Consider the following 24,900-nt stretch of genomic DNA (forward strand, 5'->3'; position numbering starts at 1 on the left):
GAATTATACGCTCGCCGAAAGGACCGGCGTCGCAGTGACTCGCCAGTCATCGCCAACCGCGCGGATTTCAGTGATTTTCAGCTCGGGAGCGTCTTTCATATAGGCCAGCGGCCAGTCCAGCAGCGGACGCGCCGTGGAACCGAGGAACTTGCCGGCGATGAAGATCACGAATTCGTCGACCAGACCAAGTTGGGCAAACGCACCAGCCAGTCGCGGGCCGGCCTCGACCAGCACTTCGTTGACGCCACGGCTGGCCAGTTCGATGAGCAATTGATGCAGATCGACCTGACCGTCGTCACCCGGCACGATCAGGCATTCCGGGCCGTTGGCATATTGTTCCTCGACCGCCATGCAGGTGGCGACCAATGCCGGGCCGGCCTTGAAGAACGGCGCATCCAGCGGCACCCGCAGACGCCCGTCGATCAGCACTCGCAGCGGCGGGCGACTCATGGCCAAAGCGGTTTGTTCGGCATCCAGACCCAGTTCGTCGGCGCGTACGGTCAGGCGAGCACCGTCAGCCAGTACAGTGTCGGCGCCGGTCAGCACCACGCTGGCCTGTGCGCGCAAACGCTGCACGGCGGAACGCGCGGCCGGGCCGGTGATCCACTGGCTCTCGCCGCTTTCCATCGCTGTGCGACCGTCCAGGCTCATGGCCAGTTTGACCCGCACAAACGGCAAGCCGTGTTCCATGCGCTTCAGAAAACCTTGATTGAGCTGGCGCGCTTCAGCTTCGAGCACCCCGCTTTCGGTGGCGATGCCGGCATCAGCCAGACGCTGCAAGCCACGCCCGGCAACCTGCGGGTTCGGATCACGCATCGCCGCGACCACCCGGCCGACACCGGCATTGACCAACGCATCGGCACACGGCGGCGTGCGGCCATGGTGGCTGCACGGCTCAAGGGTGACGTAAGCCGTCGCGCCCCGGGCCAGTTCACCGGCAGCGCGCAGGGCGTGGACTTCGGCGTGGGGTTCGCCGGCGCGCTCGTGAAAGCCTTCGCCGACAATCTGCCCGTCGCGCACAACCACGCAGCCAACCCGAGGATTGGGGTGCGTGGTGTAGTGGCCCTTGCGCGCCAGTTCCAGCGCGCGCGCCATGAAGTGAGCGTCGAGGATGGCCTGCTCGGCGGCGCTGGTCATTCTTTCACCGGCTCGCGGGCAAGGCGGTCGATCTCTTCGCGGAACTCGTTGAGGTCCTGAAAGCGCTTGTACACCGACGCGAAACGGATATAGGCCACTTCATCGAGCTTTTGCAGCTCGGCCATCACCAGTTCGCCGACCACGAGGGACTTGACCTCGCGCTCGCCAGTGGCGCGCAGCTTGTGCTTGATGTGGACCAGAGAGGATTCGAGGCGCTCGACGCTCACCGGACGCTTCTCCAGGGCGCGTTGCATGCCCGCGCGGAGTTTTTCTTCGTCGAACGGTTGGCGGCTGCCGTCGGTTTTGATCAGGCGCGGCAACACCAGTTCGGCCGTCTCGAACGTCGTGAAACGTTCGCCGCAGGCCAGGCATTCACGCCGGCGGCGCACCTGTTCGCCCTCGGCGACCAGACGCGAGTCGATGACCTTGGTGTCGTTGGCACCGCAGAAGGGACAGTGCATGGTGGCTGGCAACAAAAAAAGGGAGGGCCATGGTAGCGCATCCCGGTGGCAAGACAAGCCATAGGGTTTGCGGTATACAGACTGCCATGATCGTTTGATCCATGGATTTCATTTTGCTGGAGCTGCCAATGCCGCTACGACCGCTCGTTTTGCTCAGTCTTTTCGCCCTGCTGGTGGCCTGCGGCAGCGACAAGCCCAAGCCGCAGCCGCCGACACCAGGCCCTGCGCCGCAACAGGCGCAGAAAAAAGCCAAAGAGGCTGCCGATCTGGGTCCGCTGCCGGCCTATCAACGTGAACTGAGCGGCACTTTACAAGGCGTGCCGGCCGGTGCCGAAGTCGAACTGGCGCTGCTGGTGATCGACGAGAAGTCGCGCCCGCAGCAATTGCTCGCCAGTTCCAGCCTGATCGGTAACAACCAGATCCTGCCGTTCCGCCTGCGTTTCAATCCGGAAGCCTTTCCAGCCGGCGCCAGGGTTGAGCTGCGCGGTCGGGCCACGCAGTCCGGCCAGTTGATCCTGCATCTGCCGTCGCAAACCATCACCCAGCCGACCACTCAGGCGCTGGGCCAACTGCAATTTGTCAAAGCACCATGACGGCACCGCTCGACCTGCAACAGGCGTTAGGTGAATTGCTCGGCGATGCCAGGCTCAAAGCCTGTGCATTGCCGGGCACTGACTTGCAGCTATGGCTGATCGACGGCGACAACATGCACCGCGAATTCAGCCCCGACGAAACCCGCCGTATCCTCCACGAGCCACCGTATTGGAGCTTCTGCTGGGCCAGTGGCCTGGCGGTGGCGCGTTATCTGGCGGCGTTTCCCGAGTGGGTACGCGGCAAGCGGGTACTGGATTTCGGCGCTGGTTCCGGGATTGCCGGGATTGCCGCCGTGAAGGCCGGGGCGCTGGAAGTGGTGGCGTGTGACCTCGATCCGCTGGCGATTGCTGCCTGCCGGGCCAACGCCGCACTCAATGAGGTGCAAATGAGTTACTCGACGGATTTCTTCGCCGAGGCCGATCGTTTCGACCTGATCCTCGTGGCAGACGTGCTGTACGACCGCGAGAACCTGCCATTGCTCGATGCGTTTCTCAGCCGCGGGCGTGAGGCGCTGGTGGCGGATTCGCGGGTGCGCGATTTTCGCCATCCGTTGTACCGGCGCATCGAAATGCTCGAAGCCATGACCCTGCCGGATCTGGCCGAGCCGGAAGAATTCAGACATGTCAGCCTTTACCATGCGCGGCGTGACTAGAAGCTTCGCGAGCAGGCTCGCTCCCACAAGGGGTGGGTGAACGTCATAGATCCGATGTGGGAGCTTGCTCGCGAAAGCGTCCTGCCAGGCGGCACAACGCTCAAATCTGCACCGCTTCCGGCCACACCCCGCCAAGCCGTATAGTTGCCCCATCCACGCTTTTACGAGATCCCCCATGAGTCAGCAAACGCCGTACATCTTCGACGCCACGACTGCCGATTTCGACCAGTCGGTGATCGAAGCTTCCTTCAACAAACCGGTGCTGGTGGATTTCTGGGCCGAATGGTGTGCGCCGTGCAAGGCGCTGATGCCGATGCTGCAAGGCATCGCCGAGAGCTATCAGGGCGAACTGCTGCTGGCCAAGGTCAACTGCGACATCGAGCAGGACATCGTCGCCCGCTTCGGTATCCGCAGCCTGCCGACCGTGGTGCTGTTCAAGGACGGCCAACCGGTGGACGGTTTTGCCGGTGCGCAACCGGAATCCGCGGTGCGCGCCCTGCTCGAACCGCATGTGCAGATGCCGGCGCCAACCGCTGCCGATCCGTTCGAGCAGGCTCAGGCGCTGTTCGATGAAGGGCGTTACGCCGATGCCGAAGCGGCGCTGGTGGTGATGCTCACCGAAGACAACAGCAACGCCAAGGCGCTGATCCTCTACGCCCGCTGCCTGACCGAACGCGGCGAACTGGGCGAAGCGCAAACCGTGCTCGACGCGGTCAAGAGCGATGAGCACAAGGCTGCACTGGCCGGGGCCAAGGCGCAGATCAAGTTCCTCGGCCTGGCTCGCGACCTGCCGGATGCCGCTGACCTCAAGGCGCGTCTTGCGCAGAATCCGCAGGACGACGAAGCGGTGTATCAACTGGCGATCCAGCAGCTGGCGCGCCAGCAATACGAGGCGGCGCTGGAAGCCTTGCTCAAGTTGTTCATCCGCAACCGCAGCTACGGCGAAGGGTTGCCGCACAAGACCCTGCTGCAAGTGTTCGAACTGCTGGGCAACGATCACCCGCTGGTGACCGCTTACCGGCGCAAGGTGTTTGCGGCGCTTTATTAAGCGCTCACTCGATCCAGCTGTAGAGCGGCGTATCCCCGCCGCTCGCCACTTTCACCCGTGCACTATGGCGCAAGCGCACCAGCAGGCGTTTGCCCGCCGCCGCGCTGCCGGTCAGGCCCTCAAGCTGATCCAGCAAGTCCGGGCCGCTGAGCTGACCGGCCTTGCGCAACAGGTCCTGCGCGACTTGCCACAACGCATCGTCCTGGTTCTGCGGTTTGGCTGCCGGGGTCAGTACTGCCGCCTGCGGCTGCTCGCTCTGCGTGTGCGCCCCAAGCGCCGCGCCCAGCTTCGCCCAATCGCTGTCATCCAGCTCCACCGTCAAATCCACCGGCATCGCGCCGACGGTTCCACGTATCCGCAACATCTGCTTCGCTCCTGCACATTTCTGACCTGCATGCTCCCACGGGACTTGTGCAACGCCAAGCAGGCGGGCAAACTCTGCGCACTTTCGTTATAAGATTACATAACAAACTCTTCACTTTACTTTCCGGAGATCGCCATGCGCCGTCTGCTGCTCGCTTTGCCGTTTGCCCTGTTGCCGCTGGCCATCGCCCACGCCGCCGATGAGCACGATCATGACCACGAGCACGGCAGCCTCGGCGCCCATGAACATGGCGTCGGCCGGCTGAACGCTGCGCTCGACGGCCAGACCCTGGAGCTGGAACTGGAAAGCCCGGCAATGAACCTGGTCGGCTTCGAACACGCTGCCACCACCGACGTCGACAAAGCCAAGGTCGTGGCCGCGCGCACCAAACTGGAAAACCCGCTGGCGCTGTTCAACCTGCCAGCCGCCGCCGGTTGCAAAGTCACCAGTCAGGAACTGCAAAGCCCGCTGTTCGGCGACAAGCCGGATGCCGACGACCATGACGATGATGACCACGACGAAGATGCCAAGGGCGGTGAAGCGCATCACCACGATCACAGCGAGATCCACGCCCATTATCAATTCAGCTGCGCGACCCCGGGTGCTCTGAAGACGCTGGATCTGGCGAACATCTTCAATACCTTCCCGGCGACCCAGAAAATTCAGGTACAACTGATCGGTCCGAGCGGCCAGCAAGGGACGGAAGTGACGGCCAAGGCGGCTGCCCTGAAATTCTGATCACACCGACGATCCCCTGTGTGAGCGGGCTTGCTCGCGAATGCGGTGGATCAGTCAACAAAGATTTGGCTGATCCATTGCATTCGCGAGCAAGCCCGCTCCCACAAGGGGTTATGTGTTCACTTCATGAAACTGGTGCCATGACCCAAGCACTCATCGAACTGTCCGACCTGGGCTTCAACTGGCCCGGTCACCCGCCGCTGCTGGACATCCCGGCATTTCGCCTGGAACCGGGCGAAACCTTGTTCCTCAAAGGCCCCAGCGGCAGTGGCAAGACCACCCTGCTCGGCCTGCTCGGCGGGGTGCAAAAACCCGGGCGCGGCAGCATTCGCCTGCTTGGCCAGGAGCTGACCGAACTGGGTGCCGGCGCCCGCGACCGCTTTCGTGTCGATCACACTGGCTACATTTTCCAGCAGTTCAACCTGCTGCCGTTTCTCTCGGTGCGCGAGAACGTCGAGCTGCCCTGCCACTTCTCGAAACTGCGTGCCGAACGGGCGAAACAACGTCACGGCAGTGTCGATCAGGCCGCCGCCACCCTGCTCGCCCACTTGGGCTTGAAGGATGAAAGCATCCTCGGTCGACGCGCCGACTCGCTGTCGATCGGTCAGCAGCAACGGGTCGCCGCCGCGCGTGCCTTGATCGGCCAACCGGAACTGGTGATCGCCGACGAACCGACCTCGGCGCTGGATTACGACGCCCGGGAGAACTTCATTCGCCTGTTGTTCGCCGAATGCCGCGAAGCCGGATCGAGCCTGTTGTTCGTCAGCCACGATCAGAGCCTTGCGCCGCTGTTCGACCGTCACCTGTCCCTGGCCGAACTCAATCGCGCCGCCACGTCTGCCGAGGTCTGAGATGTATCTGTTTCGTCTGGCCATGGCCAGCCTGGCCAACCGCCGCTTCACCGCCCTGCTCACCGCTTTCGCGATCGCCTTGTCGGTGTGTCTGCTGCTCGCCGTCGAGCGCGTGCGCACCGAAGCCAAAGCCAGTTTCGCCAGCACCATCAGCGGCACCGACCTGATCGTCGGCGCCCGCTCCGGTTCGGTGAACCTGTTGCTGTACTCGGTGTTCCGTATCGGCAATGCGACCAACAACATTCGCTGGGAGAGCTTCGAACACTTCGCCAGCAACCCGAAAGTGAAGTGGGCGATCCCGATGTCCCTCGGCGACTCGCATCGCGGCTACCGGGTGATGGGCACCACCGAGGCGTATTTCGAGCATTACCAGTACGGCCGCCAGCAACATCTGGAACTGGCTGATGGCCGGGCGTTTGCCACCGACCCGTTCGAAGTGGTGCTCGGCGCCGAAGTGGCCGAGGCGCTGCATTACAAGCTCGGCGACCAACTGGTGCTGGCCCACGGTGTGGCGGCGATCAGTCTGGTCAAGCACGACGACAAACCGTTCACCGTGGTCGGCATTCTCAAGCGCACCGGCACCCCGGTGGATCGCACGTTGCACATCAGCCTCGGCGGCATGGAGGCGATCCACATCGACTGGCACAATGGCGTGCCGGCGCGAGGTAACGGCAGGATCACCGCGGATCAGGCGCGCAACATGGACCTGACGCCACAAGCGATCACCGCGTTCATGCTCGGCCTCAACAGCAAGATTTCCACCTTCGCCCTGCAACGCGAGATCAACGAATACCGTGGCGAGCCGATGCTGGCGATCCTTCCGGGCGTGGCCTTGCAGGAGTTGTGGAGCCTGATGAGCACCGCTGAAAAAGCGCTGTTCGTGGTCTCGTTGTTCGTGGTGCTGACCGGGTTGATCGGCATGCTCACGGCGATTCTCACCAGCCTCAACGAGCGTCGCCGGGAGATGGCGATTCTGCGTTCGGTCGGTGCGCGGCCGTGGCACATCGCAAGCCTGCTGGTGCTGGAAGCCTTTGCGTTGGCGCTGACCGGGGTGATCGCCGGGCTGGCGTTGCTGTACATCGGCATCGCCGCCGCGCAGGGTTACGTGCAGGCCAATTACGGGCTGTACCTGCCGCTGGCGTGGCCGAGCGAGTATGAATGGACGCTGCTCGGTGGCATTCTGGCAGCCGCGCTGCTGATGGGCAGCGTGCCGGCCTGGCGTGCATATCGCCAATCCCTGGCTGATGGCCTGTCGATCCGTTTATGAGGATGCTCACCATGCCCCGCGCTGTACTTGCGCTGCTGTTGCTGGTTGCCCTGCCCGTGTGGGCAGCGGCGCCGAAAGACCTGACCTGGTCGGAAATGATCCCGCCGGACGCCGCGCCGGAAGTGCCGAACATGACGCCTCTGCACGACATGTCGAAGATGAGTGATGCACTCTCCGCCGAGTCCGCGCCAGCCGCCAGGCAGGACCTGCCCAACGCGCCGGTGGTGCCGAGCCTCGACGGGCAGAACATCCGCCTGCCGGGCTACATCGTGCCGCTAGAAGTCAACGAAGAGGGGCGCACCACGGACTTCCTGCTGGTGCCGTACTTCGGCGCCTGCATCCACGTGCCGCCACCGCCGTCGAACCAGATCGTGCATGTGAAAAGCGAAGTCGGCGTAAAGCTCGACGAGCTGTATCAGCCGTACTGGGTCGAGGGGCCGCTGCAGGTCAAGGCGTCCACCAGCGAACTGGCCGATGCCGGGTATCAGATGGATGCCGACAAGATTTATGTGTATGAACTGCCGGAGTGAATCCCGAGAGTTTTGTACCGGTTGATCAATCGCCTTCGTGAACAAGCCCGCTCCCACATTTGAAAAGCATTCACCTGTGGGAGCGGGCTTGTTCGCGAAGGGGCGGCAAAGGTTCCACAAAAAACCACCCCTTCACTGTTTCATTGAGCTGAGTCAAAAGACCGTATCAGTTGGCTTCATACCATAGGGCATCAGACATTTTTAACGTCCTTTTGGAGCTCCCATGAACAAGTCCTTGCTCAGCGCTTCGCTGTTTGCATTCGCGCTCGCAGCCCCGCTCGCCCACGCCCACGAAGCCGGCGACATCATCGTTCGCGCCGGTGCGATCACCGTCAACCCGAAGGCCGACAGCTCCAGCGTCAAGGTCGATCAGGGTCCGTTGAGCGGCACCAATCTGGGCGGCAAGGCGACCATGAGCAGCGACACCCAACTGGGTCTGAACTTCGCCTACATGCTGACCAACAACATCGGTATCGAGTTGCTGGCCGCCTCGCCGTTCGAGCATGACGTAAAAATCAAAGGCACCGCGCTGCCAGCTGCCAACGGCAAACTCGGTACCCTGAAACACCTGCCGCCAACCCTCAGCGTCGTGTACTACCCGCTGGATGCCAAGTCGCCGTTCCAGCCGTACATCGGCGGCGGCATCAACTACACCTGGATCTACGACGAGCACGTCGGCAGCGAAGCCCAATCCAACGGCTTCAGCAACTTCAAGGCGAAAAATTCCTGGGGTCTGGCCTGGCAGGTCGGCGCCGACTACATGCTGACCGACAACATCATGCTCAACGCCCAGGTGCGCTACATCGACATCGATACCCGCGCCACCGTCGAGAACAACGCCGTGGCGCCGGGCACCCGTGCCAAGGTGAATGTTGATGTCGATCCATTTGTGTACATGGTGGGTCTGGGCTACAAGTTCTAAGGCAGATTCAACCAGGAACGTTCACGTGGTGGTGAATGAGGCTTTGGGTGAGCAGGCTTGGAACTGACGACGATCACGTGTGATCGATCGGGGATAAATCCCCTCGCCACAGGAATAGCGACATATTCCGGCCGTGAAAAAGGCGCCTGTAAAAAGGCGCCTTTTTCATGTCTGCGATAAACCTACTTGTCGAGCAACCGCGCCAGCCCCACACGCATCGGCGTCGGCTCTGGCAGCTTGAAACGCTCCAGCAAACGCGCGTTGTTCGCCCGCGAATGACGGATGTCACCGGAGCGCGCCGGGCCGTAGCTGACCGGGGGCAAATCGCCGACCACTTCCTGCAGCGCTTGCAGCATCTGCTTGAGGTTCATTGCCTGATTCCAGCCGACGTTCATCGCGCCCACTTCCACTTCAGGCTTGTCGATCGCCTGCACCAGCACATCAACCAGATCCTCGACATAGAGGAAATCGCGGGTCTGCTCGCCATCGCCGAACACGGTGATCGGCAGGCCTTTCTGCGCCCGTTCGCTGAAAATGCTGATGACTCCGGAGTACGGCGAGGACGGATCCTGGCGTGGCCCGAAGATGTTGAAGAAGCGGAAGATCACCGGTTCCAGGCCATGCTGGCGGCGGTAGAAATCGAAGTAGTGCTCGCCGGCCAGTTTGTCCGAAGCGTACGGGGTCAGCGGAGCCTTTGGCGTCTCCTCGTCGATCGACTCGCCTTCACCGTTGTTGCCGTAGACGGCAGCGCTGGAAGCGAATAGCACACGCTTCACACCGGCTTTGCGCATGGCTTCACAAACATTCAGGGTGCCGATGAAATTGCTCTGGTGAGTCTTCACCGGATCGTCCACCGAAGCCTGGACCGAGGCCACCGCTGCCAGATGCGCCACCGCGCTGCAACCTAGCATCGCCTGTGCGACCAGCGCGGCATCGGCGACGTCACCGACGATCAGCTCGACCTGCGGATTGTCCAGCGGCAGGTTGGCGCGTTTGCCGGTCGACAGATCATCGAGAATCCGCACCGAGTGGCCCTTGGCGAGCAGCGCATCCGTCAGGTGCGAGCCGATGAAACCGGCGCCACCGGTGATTAAAACAGGGCCTTCAGCCATGACGATAAAACCTATCCAGTAAAGCCGGGAGTGCCGCGCGCCAGGCGCGTGGCTTGATCCCGAAAGTGTGCAGAATTTTCTTGCAGGCGAGTACCGCGTGCTGCGGTTCTTCGGCGGCGTCCGGTCGCGCGGCATGTGCCTGGGCGGTCGGGGCTTCGATCGCCAGCTGATGCAAATTGCGAGCTTCGGTCAAAATCGCCTGACCGAGCGCCAGCGGCGTGGTCGCCTCATGGCCGGCGTAATGGTAAGTGCCCCACAGCGGCGCCGCGCAATCGAGTTGCTTGAGCACCGAAATGATCACCCGCGCCGCGTCATCCACCGGCGTCGGATTGCCCCGACGGTCGTCGGCCATGAGCAATTCGTCCGGTTGTTCGGCGCGGGCGAGGAAGCGCCCGAGGGTGCCTTCAGGGCTGTCATCGAGCAGCCAGCCGAAGCGCAACAGCACGTGTTGCGGGCACGTCGCACGGACGCTTTGTTCGATGCGCCACAGCGCCTGACCGCGCAGGCCCAAGGGCACCGGCTCGTCTTTTTCGCTGTAGGCAGTCGCCCGCGAACCGTCGAACACCCGGTAACTGGAAGGCTGCACGAGGATGATGTTGTGGTGCTGGCACAGCTCGGCCAGCCGCTCGATGGCGCGCTCCTGCCCGGCCAGACGGCTTTCGCTGACGGTTTCGGCCTGGAACCAGTCGAAATAGTAGGCGAGGTTGATCAACGCATCCGGACGGGTGTCGTCGAGCAGTTGCGTCAGGCTCGCGGCATCCCAGCCGTCTTCTGGCGGGCGGGGGGCGAGGAAACCGATGTCTTCCTCTGCACCGAGGCGAATCAGCGCCTGCCCAAGGGCATTTCCGCCGCCCAGTAACATAAGGCGCATTCGCATAGAGTCAGCAGGCCCAGTCTGATTGGAACGATGGCTTTAACGACAGTGTTTGTGACACCGCCGTCGATAATTGCCGGAATCGTTGCATTTTGCGGGTTTAGTGCGCAACCGTCACCCGTAAAGTGTAGATCGCCGGGAATTGTGCTGAATCAACTGGCCTGCTCGCGATGAAGCCCTGTCAACCACTGGAGATCCCCAGCGGTACTTGCATCTTGCCGCCCCCACCCGCATAACTTAAGCATGAATCTGCCCATCTCCAAGGACGCGGCCCTGGCAGGCTTTCACCCCGCCGTCAGCGCCTGGTTCAGCAGCACCTTCCCGACGGTCACCGCCGCCCAGGCCCGCGCATGGCCGTTGATCCGACTGCGCCGCTCGACGCTGATCGCCGCGCCCACCGGCTCCGGTAAAACCCTCACCGCGTTTCTCGCCGTACTCGACGATCTCGTCCACCGTGGCCTGGAAAACCCCGACGGCCTGCCCGACGAAACTCTGGTGGTCTACGTTTCGCCGCTCAAGGCGCTGTCCAACGACATCCGCATCAACCTGCAGAATCCGCTGACGGGGATCACCGAGCAGTTGCGCCAGATGGGCCTGCCGCAATTGCAGATCACCACGGCCGTGCGCACCGGCGACACCCCGCAAAAAGAACGCGCCGCCATGCGCAAAAGTGCGCCGCACATTCTGGTGACCACCCCGGAATCGCTGTACGTGCTGCTCGGCTCCGAATCCGGGCGCAAAATGCTCGGCACCACGCGCACGGTAATCGTCGACGAAATCCACGCCATGGCCGCCGGCAAGCGCGGCAGTCACCTGGCCCTGAGCCTTGAGCGACTGCAAGCGCTGTGCGCCGAACCACTGACCCGCATCGGCCTGTCCGCCACACAGAAACCGGTCGAAGCCGTGGCGCAATTTCTCGTCGGCCATGATCGCCCCTGCGAAATCATCGACATCGGCCACGCCCGTCCGCGGGATCTGGGCATCGAAGTACCGCCAGTGCCGTTGTCGGCGGTGATGCCCAACGATGTCTGGGAACGGGTCTACGACCGCCTCGCCGAGTTGGCCCGCGAACACCGCACCACGCTGATTTTCGTCAATACCCGGCGTCTGGCTGAACGCTTGAGCCGTCACCTCAGCGAGCGTCTGGGCAAACACGCGGTAGCGGCGCACCACGGCAGTCTGGCCAAGGAGTTTCGCCTCGACGCCGAACAGCGGCTCAAGCGCGGCGAGCTGCAAGTGCTGATCGCCACCGCCTCGCTGGAATTGGGCATTGATATCGGTGAAGTCGATCTGGTTTGTCAGATCGCCTCGCCGCGTTCGATTGCCGGATTTCTGCAACGAGTCGGGCGCTCCGGGCACCAGGTCGGCGGCACGCCCAAAGGCCGGTTGTTTGCCACCACCCGCGACGACCTGATCGAATGCGCCGCCCTGCTCGACTGCGTGCGCCGTGGCGAACTCGACACCTTGCACATTCCCGAAGCGCCGCTGGATGTACTGGCGCAGCAGATCATTGCCGAAGTCAGCTGCCAGGAATGGTCGGAAGACGCGCTACTGGCGCTATTTCGCCAAGCCTCGCCGTATCGCGATCTCGACGAAAAACACTATCAGGCGCTGCTGACGATGCTCGCCGAAGGCTACAACGGTCGTCAGGGCATCCGCAGCGCCTACCTGCATCGCGACGCCGTCAGCGGCACTCTGCGTGGCCGCCGTGGCTCGCAACTGACCGCCGTGACCAGCGGCGGCACCATCCCGGACAACGCTGACTACAGCGTGCTGCTGGAGCCGCAAGGCCTGAACATCGGCAGCGTCAACGAAGACTTCGCCGTGGAGAGCATTGCCGGCGACGTGTTCCAGCTCGGCAATACGTCCTATCGCATCCTGCGGGTGGAAACCGGCAAGGTGCGGGTCGAGGATGCCCAGGGTCAGCCGCCGACCATTCCATTCTGGCTCGGCGAAGCCCCGGGACGCAGCGACGAATTGTCCTCGGCGGTGGCGCGCCTGCAGGCCACCCTCGACAACCTGCTCGGCGCCAGCCCCGGCGACCTGCAACCGGCGCTCGACTGGCTGACCGAGATCCTCGGCCTGAATGCCGCCAGCGCCGAGCAACTGGTGGAATACCTCGCCCGCGCTCGCCTGACCCTCGGCGCCCTGCCCTCACAAGACACGCTGCTGATGGAGCGGTTTTTCGACGAGTCCGGCGGCACCCAGTTGATCATCCATTCACCGTTCGGCAGCCGCATCAACCGCGCCTGGGGCCTGGCCTTGCGCAAGCGTTTCTGTCGCACCTTCAACTTCGAATTACAGGCTGCCGCCAGCGAAGACGCGATTGTCCTGTCGCTGTCCACAAGCCACAGTTTCGAACTCGATGACGTCTGGCGTTACCTGCACAGCAACAGCGCCGAGCACATCCTGATTCAAGCGGTTCTGGACGCGCCGTTGTTCGGCGTGCGCTGGCGCTGGAATGCCGGGGTGGCACTGGCGTTGCCGCGTTTTACCGGCGGGCGCAAAGTCGCGCCGCAGTTGCAGCGGATGAAAAGCGAAGACCTGATCGCCAGCGTATTTCCCGATCAGATCGCCTGTCTGGAAAACCTCGCGGGCGAGCGGGAAATTCCCGAGCATCCGCTGGTGGAGCAAACCCTCGACGACTGCCTGCACGAGGCCATGGACAGCAAAGGCTGGCTGGCGCTGCTGCGGCGCATGGAGCGTGGCGAAGTGCGTTTGTTCAGCCGTGATCTGCCGGCGCCGTCACCGCTGGCGGCAGAGATTCTCAGCGCGCGGCCATACACCTTTCTCGACGACGCACCGCTGGAGGAGCGCCGGACCCAGGCGGTCATCAATCGGCGCTGGAGCGATCCGCAATCCACCGATGATCTCGGTGCACTGGATGCCGACGCCATCAGCGCGGTGCGTGAAGAAGCGTGGCCGACGCCGGCCAACATCGATGAAATGCACGAGGCGCTGATGAGCCTGGCGTGCGTCAGCGAGGCCGAAGTGCAGGCCAACGAATCCTGGCGCGAATGGTTGAACACGTTGACAGACAGTGGCCGCGCCTGCCGCCTGATGATCGCGCCACAGTGCTGGTTGTGGCTGGCGCGAGAACGCCTGACCTGCCTGCTGGCGCTTTATCCACAGGCTACGCTGCAACCGCAGCAGGAGGCCTTGCCCGGTTTCGACGAACCCTGGAGTTTCGATGACGCACAGGTCGAAGTGATCCGCGCACGGCTCGGCGCGTTTGGTCCGCTGCCGGTCGCGGCGATTGCCGGACCGCTGGCGCTGCCCACAGCGCAAGCCTCGCAAGCCCTCGCGCAACTGGAGCGCGAAGGTTATGTGCTGCGCGGTCGTTTCACCCCGGACGTGGCGGTCGAAGAATGGTGCGAACGGCATCTGCTGGCGCGTATCCATCGTTACACGGTCAAGCGTTTGCGCCGGGAAATCGAACCGGTGGCGTTGCAGGACTTCATGCGTTTCCTGTTCGACTGGCAGCACCTGTCCAGTACCACGCGCGGTCAGGGCAGCGCGGTGTTGCCGGCAATTGTCGGCCAGTTCGAAGGCTACCCGGCGGCGGCCTCGGCGTGGGACAGCGACATTCTCCCGGCACGGCTCAGGGACTATTCGCCGAGCTGGCTGGATGACCTGTGCCGCAACGGCAAACGGGTGTGGACGCGGCTCAGTGCCCGGCAGAAAGTCAGCGGCACGGCCCTGCGCAGTACGCCGATTGTGCTGCTGCCACGCAGTCAGGTCGGGTTGTGGAGTGCACTGACCGAGCAGACGCCGGTCAGCGAGCTGTCGCCGAAAACCCAAAAGGTCCACGCGGCGCTCAGTCAGCACGGGGCACTGTTTTTTGATGAACTGATTCATGAAGCGCACCTGCTGCGCACCGAGCTGGAAATCGCCTTGCAGGAGCTGGTTGGCGCCGGTCTGGTAAACGCCGACAGCTTCGCCGGCCTGCGTGCGCTGATCACCCCGGCGAGCAAGCGCCAGCAGCGCAGCAGTCGACGCGGACGCGGCGCGTTTGTCGGTGGCATGGACGATGCCGGACGCTGGGCATTGCTGCGCCGAGGGCCGTTGGTGGAGAACAGCCAGACGCCTTCGCCGCAAACCCTGGAACACATCGCCATGACCTTGCTGCGGCGCTACGGCGTGGTGTTCTGGCGCCTGCTGGAACGCGAGGCGGATTGGCTGCCGAGCTGGCGCGAGTTGCTGCGCACATTTCATCGGCTAGAGGCCCGTGGCGAGATTCGCGGCGGACGATTTGTCAGTGGTCTGGCGGGGGAGCAATTTGCCTTGCCGGAGGCGATTGCGCTGCTGCGCGAGGTACGGCGACGGCCCCATGACGGCAGCTTGATCGCCGTGTGCGGGGTGGATCCGCTAAATCTGGCCGGGACGTTGTTGCCGGGGGCGAAGGTGCCAGCGTTGGCGAGTAATCGGCTGGTGTATCGGGACGGTCTGCCTGTCGCTGCCGAAATTGCCGGCCAGCAGGTTTTCTGGACAGCGCTGGATCAGATCGCCATGGAACAGGTGCGCAGCAAGCTGATACGGCATTGATGTGAGCTGGACGGACGTCTTCGCGAGCAGGCTCGCTCCCACAGTTTGATCGCGTTCCCCCTGTGGGAGCGAGCCTGCTCGCGAAAGGGCCAGCAATCCCACTCCAGAAATTTGCGCTAGGTCCGCGATTCCTGCGGCATCTTGCTCGCCATCAGCTCCCCCTCACCCTGACGCCTGGGCAACAAAACCTGCTGTGGATAAGTCTGCGCGAAATGCACCACCGGACTGTTATCCACAAGCTTTTTCAAACGCTGGTTGAACGCCCGGCTCACCGCATACTGCCCGCCCGACACGGTACGGAACTGCGCGGTCAGCACGACCCCGTTCAAATCCATCTTGTCCACACCAAACACATCCAGCGGCCCTTGCAGGTTGTACTTGAGGAACGGGTCTTCGCGGATCGAATCGCCGGTCTCGCGAATCAGTTCGATGGCCTTGTCGACATCAGTGTCGTAAGTGAACTGCACCGAGAAAAACGCATAGGCAAACTGCCGCGACTGGTTGGTGACCGCCTTGATCTGGCCGAACGGCACCGAATGCACGAAACCCTTGCCGTCGCGCAGGCGCAGGGTCCGAATGGTCAGGCCCTCGACCGTGCCGGCGTGCCCGGAATCGAGCACCACCCAGTCGCCGATCGACAGCGTGTCTTCGATGATGATGAACAGCCCGGTGATCACGTCCTGCACCAGTTGCTGCGAACCGAAACCGATCGCCAGCCCGACCACCCCGGCACCGGCCAGCAGTGGCGCAACGTTGATCCCCAGATTGGCCATGGTGGTGATCGCGCAGATCACCACCAGGATGATTTTGATCGCGTTGCGCAGCAGCGGCAGGATGGTTTTGACCCGGGTGCTGGGCTGGCGCGACGAGCGTTTGCTGACTGGTGGTTTCAGCGCTTCCTGAATCGCCGTGTCGAGCACCACCCACAACAGCCAGGTGACGAGGAAGATCAGGCCGATGCTGCTCAACGCGTTGCTGATCGCGCGGCCGACGGTGCTGCTCTGGGCGAAATCGAGCAGAGAGACGCCCCAGATACGCCCGAGAATATCGATAAAGGCAACGGCGATGACGATCCGCAACAAGGCGTGCAACAGCCTGAGAAACCGCTCCTTGTAAGCACTGCTGCGCTGGATCGCTTCGGCCTTTCGCGACTTGAACAGGTGCTGAAGAATGGTGCTGAGGAACACCGTGCCGATCAGCAGCACCGTGGTGAACAACGCACAGCGCAGGGCTTTCTGGTTGTCCTCGCCGATGCCGATCAGATTGACCGCCGAGACCAGCACCATCAGCACGATCGGCCAGTACCAGAGCCCGGAAAAAATCCGCAGTGACTCCTGCAACGAAGGTTGTTTCAAGCGCTGCGCCAGCGGCCGGTTGCGGATCAGGTGCGCCACCGGCCGGCGCAGACGAATCACCAGCAGACCGAAAATGATTGAAGCGATCAATCCGGTGAACACAGCGATGCTGCTGGTGATGTTGCCGCCCAGCTGGCGGGCGATCTGCGGGCTGGTCAACGCGTCACTGAGGGCGGCGAGGAAGCCGATCAGGAACAGTGGTTTCGGGCAGTAATCGCGGATGATCCGCGCGGCGGGCCGTTTGTGGCCGACGTTGAACAGCACCACCACACACAGCAACATCGAGGTGGAAAAAATACCGCTGCTGGTGGCATACGCCAGACACAGCGCCAGCGCCCGCCCAACCGAGGCTTGCAGAAAGTGGCTGAAGTACAGCGTCAGCGGCAGGCAGACCAGCGCCGGCAGTGTGTACGGCAGCAGATAACCGAGCAGGTCCTGACTGCGCTGGCGGGTGCGCAGCCAACGACCTTCGCGCAGACGTTTGGCCAGCAGGCTGCCCAGTACCGTGAGCAGTGCGAAGGCGCCAAGCCACACCCCGGACAACATCAGGAAATCCCCGGCGACGCTCCAGCCCGAGCGATCCGATGGCTGGTTGACCAACTTGTCGACTTCGTCCGCCGCGCGGTCGGCACGCAGGCGCCAGGCGTCGACCAGGTGCTCGTTGAGGTCGAGTTTGTCCTGCACGTCGTCGATGCTCGAACTGATCGCGCCGAGCAGACCACCCTGCACTATCGGCTCGGGCTCGGCGGCCTTGGTGGCGGTGGCCGGCACGCCGGGCAATGCCGCGGCTTCCAGTTCACTGGCGCCGAGAAACAGCAGTGCTCCCAGCACAATGGCGATCCTGAACTTGATCAAAACTCCATTCTCCGTTGGCTGAACCTGTAAGGAACTGATCAGTAATTGCACGGCAAGTTCAAGAGCCTCCTTACCCCATTGGCAGCGGTACGACGTTTCGCGAGGTATGGGGTGAGGGGGAGCGCTTTTGATCTTTGCGCCCAAGGCAAATATCAAATGCTCACCCCCGTATTTTTCCGCACAACCCAAACCCCGACACTGCGCTCCATTCAAACCTCTACCGGAGTGCTGTCATGCCCATTGCCTTGCTCGCGCTGACCCTCAGCGCATTCGCCATCGGGACGACCGAGTTCGTCATCGTTGGCCTGCTACCTACCATCGGCGCCGATCTGGGCGTCAGCCTGCCGTCCGCCGGGTTGTTGGTCAGTCTCTATGCGCTGGGCGTTGCCATCGGCGCGCCGGTGCTGACCGCCCTCACCGGCAAAGTCCCGCGCAAACTGTTGCTGCTGTCGCTGATGGTGCTGTTCACCCTCGGCAACCTGCTGGCGTGGCTGGCGCCGAGTTATGAATCGCTGGTGCTGGCGCGGATCGTCACCGGCCTGGCGCATGGGGTGTTCTTCTCCATCGGCTCGACCATCGCCACCAGCCTGGTGCCCAAGGAAAAAGCCGCCAGTGCGATTGCGATCATGTTCACCGGCCTCACCGTGGCCCTGGTCACCGGCGTGCCGCTGGGCACGTTCATTGGTCAGCATTTCGGCTGGCGGGAAACCTTCCTCGCCGTCTCGGCACTGGGTGTGATCGCCTTCATCGGCAGCCTGTTGTATGTGCCGAACAACATCGCCCACAGCAAACCGGCATCGTTGCTGCAGCAACTGCAAGTGTTGAAACAACCGCGCCTGCTGCTGGTGTACGCCATGACCGCCATCGGTTACGGCGGCTCGTTCATCGCCTTCACCTTCCTCGCGCCGATCCTGCAGGACCTCTCCGGCTTCAGCGCCGGCACCGTCAGCCTGGTGCTGCTGGTGTACGGCGTATCGGTGGCGGTCGGCAACATCTGGGGCGGCAAACTGGCCGACAAACGCGGGCCGATCAGCGCCCTGAAAATCATTTTCTCCCTGCTGGCGGCGGTGCTGTTGGTGCTGACCTTCACCGCTGGCAATCCATGGCTGGCGCTGGCCACGGTGCTGGTGTGGGGCGCGGTGGCGTTCGGCAACGTACCGGGCCTGCAGGTGTATGTGGTGCGTCAGGCCGAGCATCACACACCGCAGGCCGTGGACGTGGCATCGGGGCTGAACATTGCTGCGTTCAACCTCGGGATTGCCGGCGGTGCGTGGGGCGGCGGACTGATCGTCGAGCACCTTGGCCTGATTCACACGGCGTGGATCGGTGGTCTGGTGGTGTTGGTGGCGTTGGCGCTCACAGCGTGGAGCGGACGCCTTGATCGCCTCGGTCCGACCTATGCCGAACCGGCTCAAGGCCGATTATTCACGGGGCACTGAGTAACCCTGTGGGAGGGGGCTTGCTCCCGAAGGCGGAGGGTCAGTCAGCATCGATAGCGACTGAACCACCGCTTTCGGGAGCAAGCCCCCTCCCACATTGCGATCCGTGCTTTTTGTAGAATGTGTACCGTCCGTAACGCCACCGAAACTTTCCCGAACCGCCCACAGTCATCAACAGACACAGGCTGTACGAGGACTGACAACGGGAGGGCGACATGGCAACGATTCACATCGGTATTTCCGGCTGGCGCTATGCCCCGTGGCGCGGGGATTTCTACCCCAAGGGACTGACCCAGAAGCGTGAATTGCAATTCGCTTCACGGGCGGTCAACAGCATCGAAATCAATGGATCGTTCTACGCCCTGCAACGGCCCAAACGCTACGCCCAGTGGTACAGCGAAACGCCCGACGACTTCGTGTTCAGCGTCAAGGCGCCGCGTTTCATCACGCACATCCGCCGCTTGCGCGAGATCGAAAAGCCGCTGGCGAATTTCTTCGCCTCGGGGGTGCTGGAGCTCAAGGAAAAGCTCGGGCCGATCCTCTGGCAGTTTCCGCCAAACTTCAAATTCGACCCCGAGCGTTTCGAACACTTCCTGTCATTGCTGCCCCACGACACTGAGGCCGCAGCCGCCCTCGCCCGTCAGCACGACGCCCACCTGCACGGCCATGCCAGCCTCAAAGCCTGGCGCAAAAAACCGCTGCGCCATGCTGTGGAAGTGCGCAACGACACCTTCATCGATCCCGACTTCATTCGTTTGTTGAAACGCTACAACACCGCTCTGGTGATCGCCGACACCGCCGGCAAATGGCCGTACCGCGAAGACCTCACCAGTGACTTCGTCTACCTGCGCCTGCACGGCGCCGAAGCGCTTTACGCCAGCGGCTACACCGACTCCGCACTGAAGCGCTGGGCTGAACGCATCGACGCCTGGCATCACGGTCGACAGCCCGGTGATGCGCACCTGATCGCGCCGCGCCTCAAACCACGGGCGCGCAAATCCCGTGAAGTGTTTTGCTATTTCGACAACGACATCAAAGTCCGCGCCCCTTACGACGCGCGCAATCTTCTGCAGCGTTTCGCCCTCGACAAACACCTCGCGACCACCCCTGGCGAGCCCGCTGACGAAGGGGTGCTGGCATGAGTATTCCAGAGCCGGTGGGCTTCACCGATGAAGGCTCGATCGTCGCGCCATCAGTGCGCAGTTTCACCGTGCTGACGGTCAACACACACAAGGGTTTTACCGCGCTCAATCGACGGTTCATCCTCCCCGAATTGCGCGAAGCGGTGCGCAGTGTGGCCGCCGACGTGGTGTTTCTGCAGGAAGTCCACGGTACCCACGAACACCATCCCAAGCGCTACAGCAACTGGCCGACGATGCCGCAGTACGAGTTCCTCGCCGACAGCCTCTGGCCGCAATTCGCCTACGGGCGCAACGCGGTATACCCGGAGGGCGATCACGGCAATGCGCTGCTGTCGAAGTTCCAGATCATCCGCCACGACAACCTCGACGTCTCGATCAATGGCCATGAGAATCGTGGCCTGCTGCATTGCGTACTGCGCCTGCCTGGCGATGGCGTTGAGGTGCATGCAATCTGTGTGCATCTGGGCCTGCGCGAAAGCCATCGCCATGCACAACTGAAGCTGCTCGGGCAGCATCTGGCGGAGCTGCCGGCTGAAGCGCCGGTGATCGTTGCCGGTGACTTCAACGACTGGCGCCAGCGCGCCGATGCGTTGCTCAAACCCTGCGGTCTGCGCGAGGTGTTCGCCGAGCATCACGGCAAACCGGCGCGCAGCTTTCCAGCGCGGCTGCCAACCCTGCGCCTGGACCGCATCTACGTGCGTAACCTCAAGACCCGCCAGCCGAAAGTCCTGGCGAACAGCCCCTGGTCCCATCTGTCCGACCACGCCCCGCTGTCGGTGGAGATCGAATTATGAGCAGTGCGCCGCTGGAGAAATCCACCGTGGAACCGATCAGCATCAACCCGCCAGTACGCGAGCCCGGCCATGTCGACGTCGAGTACAGTTGGCAGGGCAACAACCGTGTCGAGTTGCTGGAAAACGGCGAGGAATATTTCCCCCGGGTGTTCGACGCCCTGCGTGCGGCGAAGAGTGAAATCCTGCTGGAGACCTTCATCGTCTTCGAAGACAAGGTCGGCGCGCAATTGCAGCAGGTCCTGATCGACGCCGCCCGGCGCGGCGTGCGCACCACCGTCAGCCTCGACGGCTTCGGCTGTGGCGAGTTGACCACCGGTTATCTCGCGGCGTTGAGCGACGCGGGCGTGCACCTGCAGATGTTTGATCCGGCGCCCAAACACCTGGGTTTTCGCACCAACTGGTTTCGCCGTTTGCACCGCAAGATCGTGGTGGTCGACGGGTTGGTCGCGTTCATTGGCGGGATCAATTTTTCCGGCGATCACCTGGCCGACTTCGGCCCCGAGGCGAAACAGGATTACGCCGTGCAGGTTCAGGGGCCGGCGGTCGCTGACATCCATCACTTTGCCCTGCTGCAAAGCGGTCGGCCGGGACGCGCACGGTTCTGGTGGCAGCGTCGGCGCCAGCGTCGCGCGGAAATGGCTTTCAGCGACCACGACGGCCAAGTGCGTCTGGTGTTTCGCGACAACGATCAGCACCACACTGATATCGAAGACGTGTACTTGCAGGTGTTGCGCCGGGCCCAGCGCCGGGTGGTGATCGCCAATGCCTACTTCTTTCCCGGCTATCGCCTGCTGCGCGAGATTCGCAATGCCGCGCGCCGTGGCGTCGATGTCCGGCTGATCCTGCAAGGCCAGCCGGACATGCTGGTGGCGAAACTGGCGGCGCGCATGACTTACGACTACCTGCTCAAGGCCGGCGTGCAGATCCACGAATATTGCCAGCGGCCGCTGCACGGCAAAGTCGCGCTGGTGGATGAGGAATGGAGCACGGTCGGTTCGAGCAATCTCGATCCGTTGAGCCTGTCACTGAACCTGGAAGCCAACGTGCTGATCCGCGATCGCGCGTTCAATCAGCATTTGTTCCAGCGCCTCGAAGACCTGAGCCAGAACCACTGCAAGGCCATGGACCCGAGCAAGTCGCCACGCGGGCGGATCTGGCACATGACCGTGGGATTTCTGGTGTTCCACTTCCTGCGCCATTTCCCGGCAATGGCTGGTTGGTTGCCGGCGCATAAACCTCGGCTCAAGCCGTTTCGAGGTGACGCCTCATGAGCCATTCCCACGCGCAATCGGCGCCGGCCACGCACTCGCGATGGCATCGCTGGAAACGTCCACTGACCTTGCTGTTCTTCCTTGCGCTGATCGTGTTGCTGACGCTGTTCGCCACGCGCATCGAATGGGCAGAAGTGCTGCAAACCCTGACCGAGTTCAAGGTGCGCACGCTGCTCATCGCCGCCAGCCTGACCTTGCTGAGCTTTCTGGTGTACGCCAGTTTCGATCTGATCGGGCGCACCTACATCCGCCAGGACCTGACCTGGAAGCAGATACTCCCGGTAGGCATCATTAGCTATGCCTTCAATCTCAATCTCAGCGCGTGGGTCGGCGGCATCGCCATGCGTTATCGGCTGTATTCGCGCCTGGGTGTGAGCAAAGGCAACATCGCCAAAATCCTCGGCCTGAGCCTGGCGACCAACTGGTTCGGCTACATGACGATTGCCGGCGCGGTGTTCAGCAGTGGCCTGGTGAGCATGCCGCCGGGCTGGAAAGTCAGCAGCGACGCGCTGCAGGGCATCGGTGTGCTGTTGTTGCTGTCGAGTGCCGGCTACCTCGCCGCGTGCCAGTTCTCGAAGCGCCGCGAGTGGTCGATTCGCGGGGTAGAAATCAACCTGCCGTCGCTGCGCATGGCCGTCCTGCAATTGCTGCTCGGTGCGCTGAACTGGTCGCTGATGGCGGCGGTGATTTTCACCTTGCTGCCGGGCAAACTGGATTACCCGCTGGTGCTCGGAGTATTGCTGATCAGTGCAATTGCCGGGGTCATCACGCACATTCCGGCGGGGCTCGGGGTGCTGGAAGCGGTGTTCGTCGCGCTGCTGCAACACGAGGCTTCACGCGGGAGCCTGGTGGCGGGGCTGCTGGCGTATCGGGCGATTTATTTTCTGTTGCCGCTGTTGATCACGGTGGTGATGTATCTGTTGGTGGAGGCCAAGGCGAAGGCGTTGCAGATCGAGAAGAAGCCTTCCTGATTGCGTTGTCGAAGCTGAAAAAGCTATCACGAGCAGGCTCACTCCTACAGGGGAACGCATTCCAACCTGTGGGAGCGGGCTTGCTCGCGAAGGCGCCCCAGAGGACACCGCCGATCATGAGGACTGAATAATGCTCAACCGCTCACCGACCACCATCTCGGTAATCCAGTCCACCAGAATCGAGGTGTAGGCCTGCTGCGAAACCGGCTCGCTCAAGGCATGGTCAGCGCCGTCAATGATCCGGTGCGTCAACGAATGCGTCTGCTGACACGCCGCGCGATAGCTCATGATCGCCGTGTGGGGCACGTAATCATCGGTTTCCGATTCCACCAGCAACACATCCCCGGTGAATTGCGAGCAGGCATGCAGCGCACGGTTACTGTCGGCACGCACCAACGTCGCCCGATAATCACGCAAATCCGCCTTGTCCAGATCACGCTTGGGCGTGTGCCATTGCTCGTCGCGATACAGCGCCGGCACCCGCAGCGCCAGCCAGCGCACCGGGCGCAATGAAGTGAGGATCGAGGCGAGATAACCGCCATAACTGGTGCCGACCACCGCAATCGCCGAGGTGTCGAGCGCCGGGTGCGCCAGCAAGCGATCGTAAGCGGCAAGCAGGTCGCGCAGGTTGTCTTCTCGGGTCACCCGGGTCAGCGGGATGCCAGTACCACCGGTGTGCCCACGCAGGTCGAAGGTCAGGCATACGCAGCCAAGACCGGCGATGCCCTTGGCGCGCTCAAGGTCGCGCTCCTGGCTACCGCCCCAACCGTGCACAAACAACACGCCAGGCACTTTCGATTTGGGACTGAGAAACGTCCCGCTCATCTGTTCGTCATCAATGTCGATTTGAATGCTTTCGCTTCTAGCCGTCATAGGGTTTGACCGTTACGTATTTGAGGAGAAAGTCGCTGTTCTCGGCCGGCCCGCGATAGATTTCGATGGCGTCTGCCGGCAAGGTTCGATCGCTGTAGGTTTCCACCGTCGACACACGGATCGCCGGCATCTGCGGATCGTTGACGAAGCTTTGCAGCGCCGCGAGTTCCGCGCTGCTGGCGCCGCCCATGCGCCAGGATTGTTCGAGCACACCGCTGCGGGGTTTGCCATTGCTGTCCAGGCCCTGGGCTATGTCGTAGTTGCGCCGTGAGGCGTAGAAATCCGGATAGGCCTCATCTGCCGCCCGGTCGAAAATCTGCGCCTGCTTGATGGCCAGACGGACTTCGTCCGGCAACGCCAGCGCCAGCAGCTCTGCATAACCGCCCTGCACCACCAGCAGATTCGAGCCGCCGTAGACGTCTTCGCCGTGAGCGTCCTTGGTCAAGTATTGATCACCGCAGTAGCTCAACACCTTGCCGCCGATGAATGACTGGCCGACGCTGTGGGTGAAGACCTTGCTCAGGTCCTGCTCCAGCACTACACCGTCGCGAAACAACCGGGCTGCCTCCGTACGGGCGAGCACTTCATCGAACGCGTCGAGGCTGTTGATAACTTCCTGGCCGCGACCGGCACAGGCGTGAATCGGCTTCAGACGGATCGGCCCGCTGTACAGCAAATGCTCGGCAGCAGGCCGCGCGTCTTCCAGGGCGAACACGGTCAGGCCATCGAGCACCACGTCACGTACGCGTTCGGAGAACAGCGGCGCCCAGCCTTGAGGCGCGCAGGCCAGATGGCTGCGCAAGCCATGGCTGATGGCTTTGGTGCAGATGAAATCGTGTTCGACGAATCCACCCCACAAGTCGTCCGCGCTTTTGATGCCCAAGGCCTGTGCCTGTCTGGCACCGACAAGGGTTTGCGTCGGCAGCCAGTAAAGGTCACGACCGCGGTGTTTTTCCGGGTCGTAGCTGCCCCCAAAATTGAGCCCGAGAATGTGCGCCAGCCAGCGGGCCAGCGCCTTGTTGGTCTGCATCTCATGTTGCGGCGCCCCGGTACGAACCGAATGGGCGACTACCATTTTTTTGCTCGGCATCGGGGTCATGCGTCC

22 protein-coding genes are annotated in these 24,900 nt (G+C 62.6%); 14 read left to right on the top strand and 8 right to left on the bottom strand.

Annotation, left to right across the window (positions count from 1 at the left end):
• Nucleotides 1-3 precede the first annotated feature (3 nt).
• The gene (gene ribD, locus AC1UK9_RS25005) at nucleotides 4-1,137 is read right to left on the bottom strand and encodes a bifunctional diaminohydroxyphosphoribosylaminopyrimidine deaminase/5-amino-6-(5-phosphoribosylamino)uracil reductase RibD (RefSeq protein ID WP_482578690.1); all 1,134 of its coding nucleotides are present in this window, start codon (nucleotides 1,135-1,137) and stop codon (nucleotides 4-6) included.
• Nucleotides 1,134-1,598, bottom strand: a complete 465-nt coding sequence (gene nrdR / locus AC1UK9_RS25010; protein ID WP_007910946.1) for a transcriptional regulator NrdR — start codon at nucleotides 1,596-1,598, stop codon at nucleotides 1,134-1,136. Before nrdR ends, ribD begins: the two co-directional genes overlap by 4 nt.
• Before the next feature lie 128 nt (nucleotides 1,599-1,726).
• Between nrdR and AC1UK9_RS25015 the strand changes: the two genes are divergently transcribed.
• The 3 genes from AC1UK9_RS25015 to trxA all read left to right on the top strand — a co-directional run bounded on the left by AC1UK9_RS25015 (nucleotide 1,727) and on the right by trxA (nucleotide 3,892).
• Nucleotides 1,727-2,191 (top strand): YbaY family lipoprotein, encoded by a 465-nt coding sequence (locus AC1UK9_RS25015; protein WP_025109533.1) that lies wholly within the window; start codon nucleotides 1,727-1,729, stop codon nucleotides 2,189-2,191.
• Entirely contained in the window at nucleotides 2,188-2,844 is a 657-nt protein-coding gene (locus AC1UK9_RS25020) for a class I SAM-dependent methyltransferase (protein ID WP_482578691.1), read from the top strand. Before AC1UK9_RS25015 ends, AC1UK9_RS25020 begins: the two co-directional genes overlap by 4 nt.
• A 175-nt stretch (nucleotides 2,845-3,019) precedes the next feature.
• The gene (gene trxA / locus AC1UK9_RS25025; RefSeq protein WP_025109531.1) at nucleotides 3,020-3,892 is read left to right on the top strand and encodes a thioredoxin; all 873 of its coding nucleotides are present in this window, start codon (nucleotides 3,020-3,022) and stop codon (nucleotides 3,890-3,892) included.
• 4 nt (nucleotides 3,893-3,896) lie between these two features.
• Here the strand turns inward: trxA and AC1UK9_RS25030 are convergent, their stop codons facing one another.
• The gene (locus tag AC1UK9_RS25030) at nucleotides 3,897-4,256 is read right to left on the bottom strand and encodes a hypothetical protein (RefSeq protein WP_473013705.1); all 360 of its coding nucleotides are present in this window, start codon (nucleotides 4,254-4,256) and stop codon (nucleotides 3,897-3,899) included.
• A gap of 135 nt (nucleotides 4,257-4,391) precedes the next feature.
• Between AC1UK9_RS25030 and AC1UK9_RS25035 the strand changes: the two genes are divergently transcribed.
• From AC1UK9_RS25035 to AC1UK9_RS25055, 5 genes are all read left to right on the top strand, one after another.
• The gene (locus AC1UK9_RS25035) at nucleotides 4,392-4,994 is read left to right on the top strand and encodes a DUF2796 domain-containing protein (RefSeq protein WP_025109529.1); all 603 of its coding nucleotides are present in this window, start codon (nucleotides 4,392-4,394) and stop codon (nucleotides 4,992-4,994) included.
• A 140-nt stretch (nucleotides 4,995-5,134) separates the two neighbouring features.
• Nucleotides 5,135-5,845, top strand: coding sequence for an ABC transporter ATP-binding protein (locus AC1UK9_RS25040; RefSeq protein ID WP_007966120.1), 711 nt, complete (start codon nucleotides 5,135-5,137; stop codon nucleotides 5,843-5,845).
• 1 nt (nucleotide 5,846) lies between these two features.
• Complete coding sequence (locus tag AC1UK9_RS25045; protein ID WP_482578692.1) at nucleotides 5,847-7,112, top strand: ABC transporter permease; 1,266 nt, start codon at nucleotides 5,847-5,849, stop codon at nucleotides 7,110-7,112.
• A gap of 11 nt (nucleotides 7,113-7,123) precedes the next feature.
• On the top strand, nucleotides 7,124-7,642 hold the full coding sequence (locus AC1UK9_RS25050; RefSeq protein ID WP_025109527.1) for a DUF3299 domain-containing protein: 519 nt from the start codon (nucleotides 7,124-7,126) through the stop codon (nucleotides 7,640-7,642).
• A gap of 223 nt (nucleotides 7,643-7,865) precedes the next feature.
• On the top strand, nucleotides 7,866-8,564 hold the full coding sequence (locus AC1UK9_RS25055) for an OmpW/AlkL family protein (protein ID WP_025109526.1): 699 nt from the start codon (nucleotides 7,866-7,868) through the stop codon (nucleotides 8,562-8,564).
• Nucleotides 8,565-8,746: 182 nt separating this feature from the next.
• Here AC1UK9_RS25055 and AC1UK9_RS25060 read toward each other — a convergent pair whose 3' ends face one another.
• Both AC1UK9_RS25060 and AC1UK9_RS25065 read right to left on the bottom strand, forming a co-directional pair.
• On the bottom strand, nucleotides 8,747-9,676 hold the full coding sequence (locus AC1UK9_RS25060; RefSeq protein ID WP_025109525.1) for an NAD-dependent epimerase/dehydratase family protein: 930 nt from the start codon (nucleotides 9,674-9,676) through the stop codon (nucleotides 8,747-8,749).
• Nucleotides 9,669-10,553, bottom strand: coding sequence for a sugar nucleotide-binding protein (locus tag AC1UK9_RS25065; RefSeq protein ID WP_025109524.1), 885 nt, complete (start codon nucleotides 10,551-10,553; stop codon nucleotides 9,669-9,671). Before AC1UK9_RS25065 ends, AC1UK9_RS25060 begins: the two co-directional genes overlap by 8 nt.
• A 240-nt stretch (nucleotides 10,554-10,793) precedes the next feature.
• Here AC1UK9_RS25065 and AC1UK9_RS25070 point away from each other — a divergent pair, with 240 nt between their 5' ends.
• Nucleotides 10,794-15,095 (top strand): DEAD/DEAH box helicase, encoded by a 4,302-nt coding sequence (locus tag AC1UK9_RS25070; protein WP_482578693.1) that lies wholly within the window; start codon nucleotides 10,794-10,796, stop codon nucleotides 15,093-15,095.
• Nucleotides 15,096-15,211: 116 nt separating this feature from the next.
• Here the strand turns inward: AC1UK9_RS25070 and AC1UK9_RS25075 are convergent, their stop codons facing one another.
• Nucleotides 15,212-17,305, bottom strand: coding sequence for a mechanosensitive ion channel family protein (locus AC1UK9_RS25075; protein ID WP_482578694.1), 2,094 nt, complete (start codon nucleotides 17,303-17,305; stop codon nucleotides 15,212-15,214).
• A gap of 233 nt (nucleotides 17,306-17,538) precedes the next feature.
• Here AC1UK9_RS25075 and AC1UK9_RS25080 point away from each other — a divergent pair, with 233 nt between their 5' ends.
• The 5 genes from AC1UK9_RS25080 to AC1UK9_RS25100 all read left to right on the top strand — a co-directional run bounded on the left by AC1UK9_RS25080 (nucleotide 17,539) and on the right by AC1UK9_RS25100 (nucleotide 22,922).
• Nucleotides 17,539-18,744, top strand: coding sequence for an MFS transporter (locus tag AC1UK9_RS25080; protein WP_473013711.1), 1,206 nt, complete (start codon nucleotides 17,539-17,541; stop codon nucleotides 18,742-18,744).
• A gap of 215 nt (nucleotides 18,745-18,959) precedes the next feature.
• Nucleotides 18,960-19,886: a DUF72 domain-containing protein gene (locus AC1UK9_RS25085; RefSeq protein WP_482578695.1), complete on the top strand. Its 927-nt coding sequence runs from the start codon at nucleotides 18,960-18,962 to the stop codon at nucleotides 19,884-19,886.
• The gene (locus AC1UK9_RS25090) at nucleotides 19,883-20,680 is read left to right on the top strand and encodes an endonuclease/exonuclease/phosphatase family protein (protein WP_473013713.1); all 798 of its coding nucleotides are present in this window, start codon (nucleotides 19,883-19,885) and stop codon (nucleotides 20,678-20,680) included. The genes AC1UK9_RS25085 and AC1UK9_RS25090 overlap by 4 nt, the downstream gene beginning before the upstream one ends.
• On the top strand, nucleotides 20,677-21,951 hold the full coding sequence (gene clsB / locus AC1UK9_RS25095) for a cardiolipin synthase ClsB (protein ID WP_025109518.1): 1,275 nt from the start codon (nucleotides 20,677-20,679) through the stop codon (nucleotides 21,949-21,951). The genes AC1UK9_RS25090 and clsB overlap by 4 nt, the downstream gene beginning before the upstream one ends.
• Nucleotides 21,948-22,922, top strand: a complete 975-nt coding sequence (locus AC1UK9_RS25100) for a lysylphosphatidylglycerol synthase domain-containing protein (protein ID WP_473013714.1) — start codon at nucleotides 21,948-21,950, stop codon at nucleotides 22,920-22,922. The genes clsB and AC1UK9_RS25100 overlap by 4 nt, the downstream gene beginning before the upstream one ends.
• A 114-nt stretch (nucleotides 22,923-23,036) precedes the next feature.
• Here the strand turns inward: AC1UK9_RS25100 and AC1UK9_RS25105 are convergent, their stop codons facing one another.
• A complete protein-coding gene (locus AC1UK9_RS25105; protein WP_025109516.1) occupies nucleotides 23,037-23,795 on the bottom strand; it encodes an alpha/beta hydrolase family protein in 759 nt (252 codons plus the stop codon).
• The gene (locus tag AC1UK9_RS25110) at nucleotides 23,785-24,894 is read right to left on the bottom strand and encodes a DUF3182 family protein (RefSeq protein WP_482578696.1); all 1,110 of its coding nucleotides are present in this window, start codon (nucleotides 24,892-24,894) and stop codon (nucleotides 23,785-23,787) included. Before AC1UK9_RS25110 ends, AC1UK9_RS25105 begins: the two co-directional genes overlap by 11 nt.
• Nucleotides 24,895-24,900: the final 6 nt, after the last annotated feature.

The sequence above is a fragment of the Pseudomonas sp. AK-TSAG1-1 genome, from assembly GCF_056821665.1.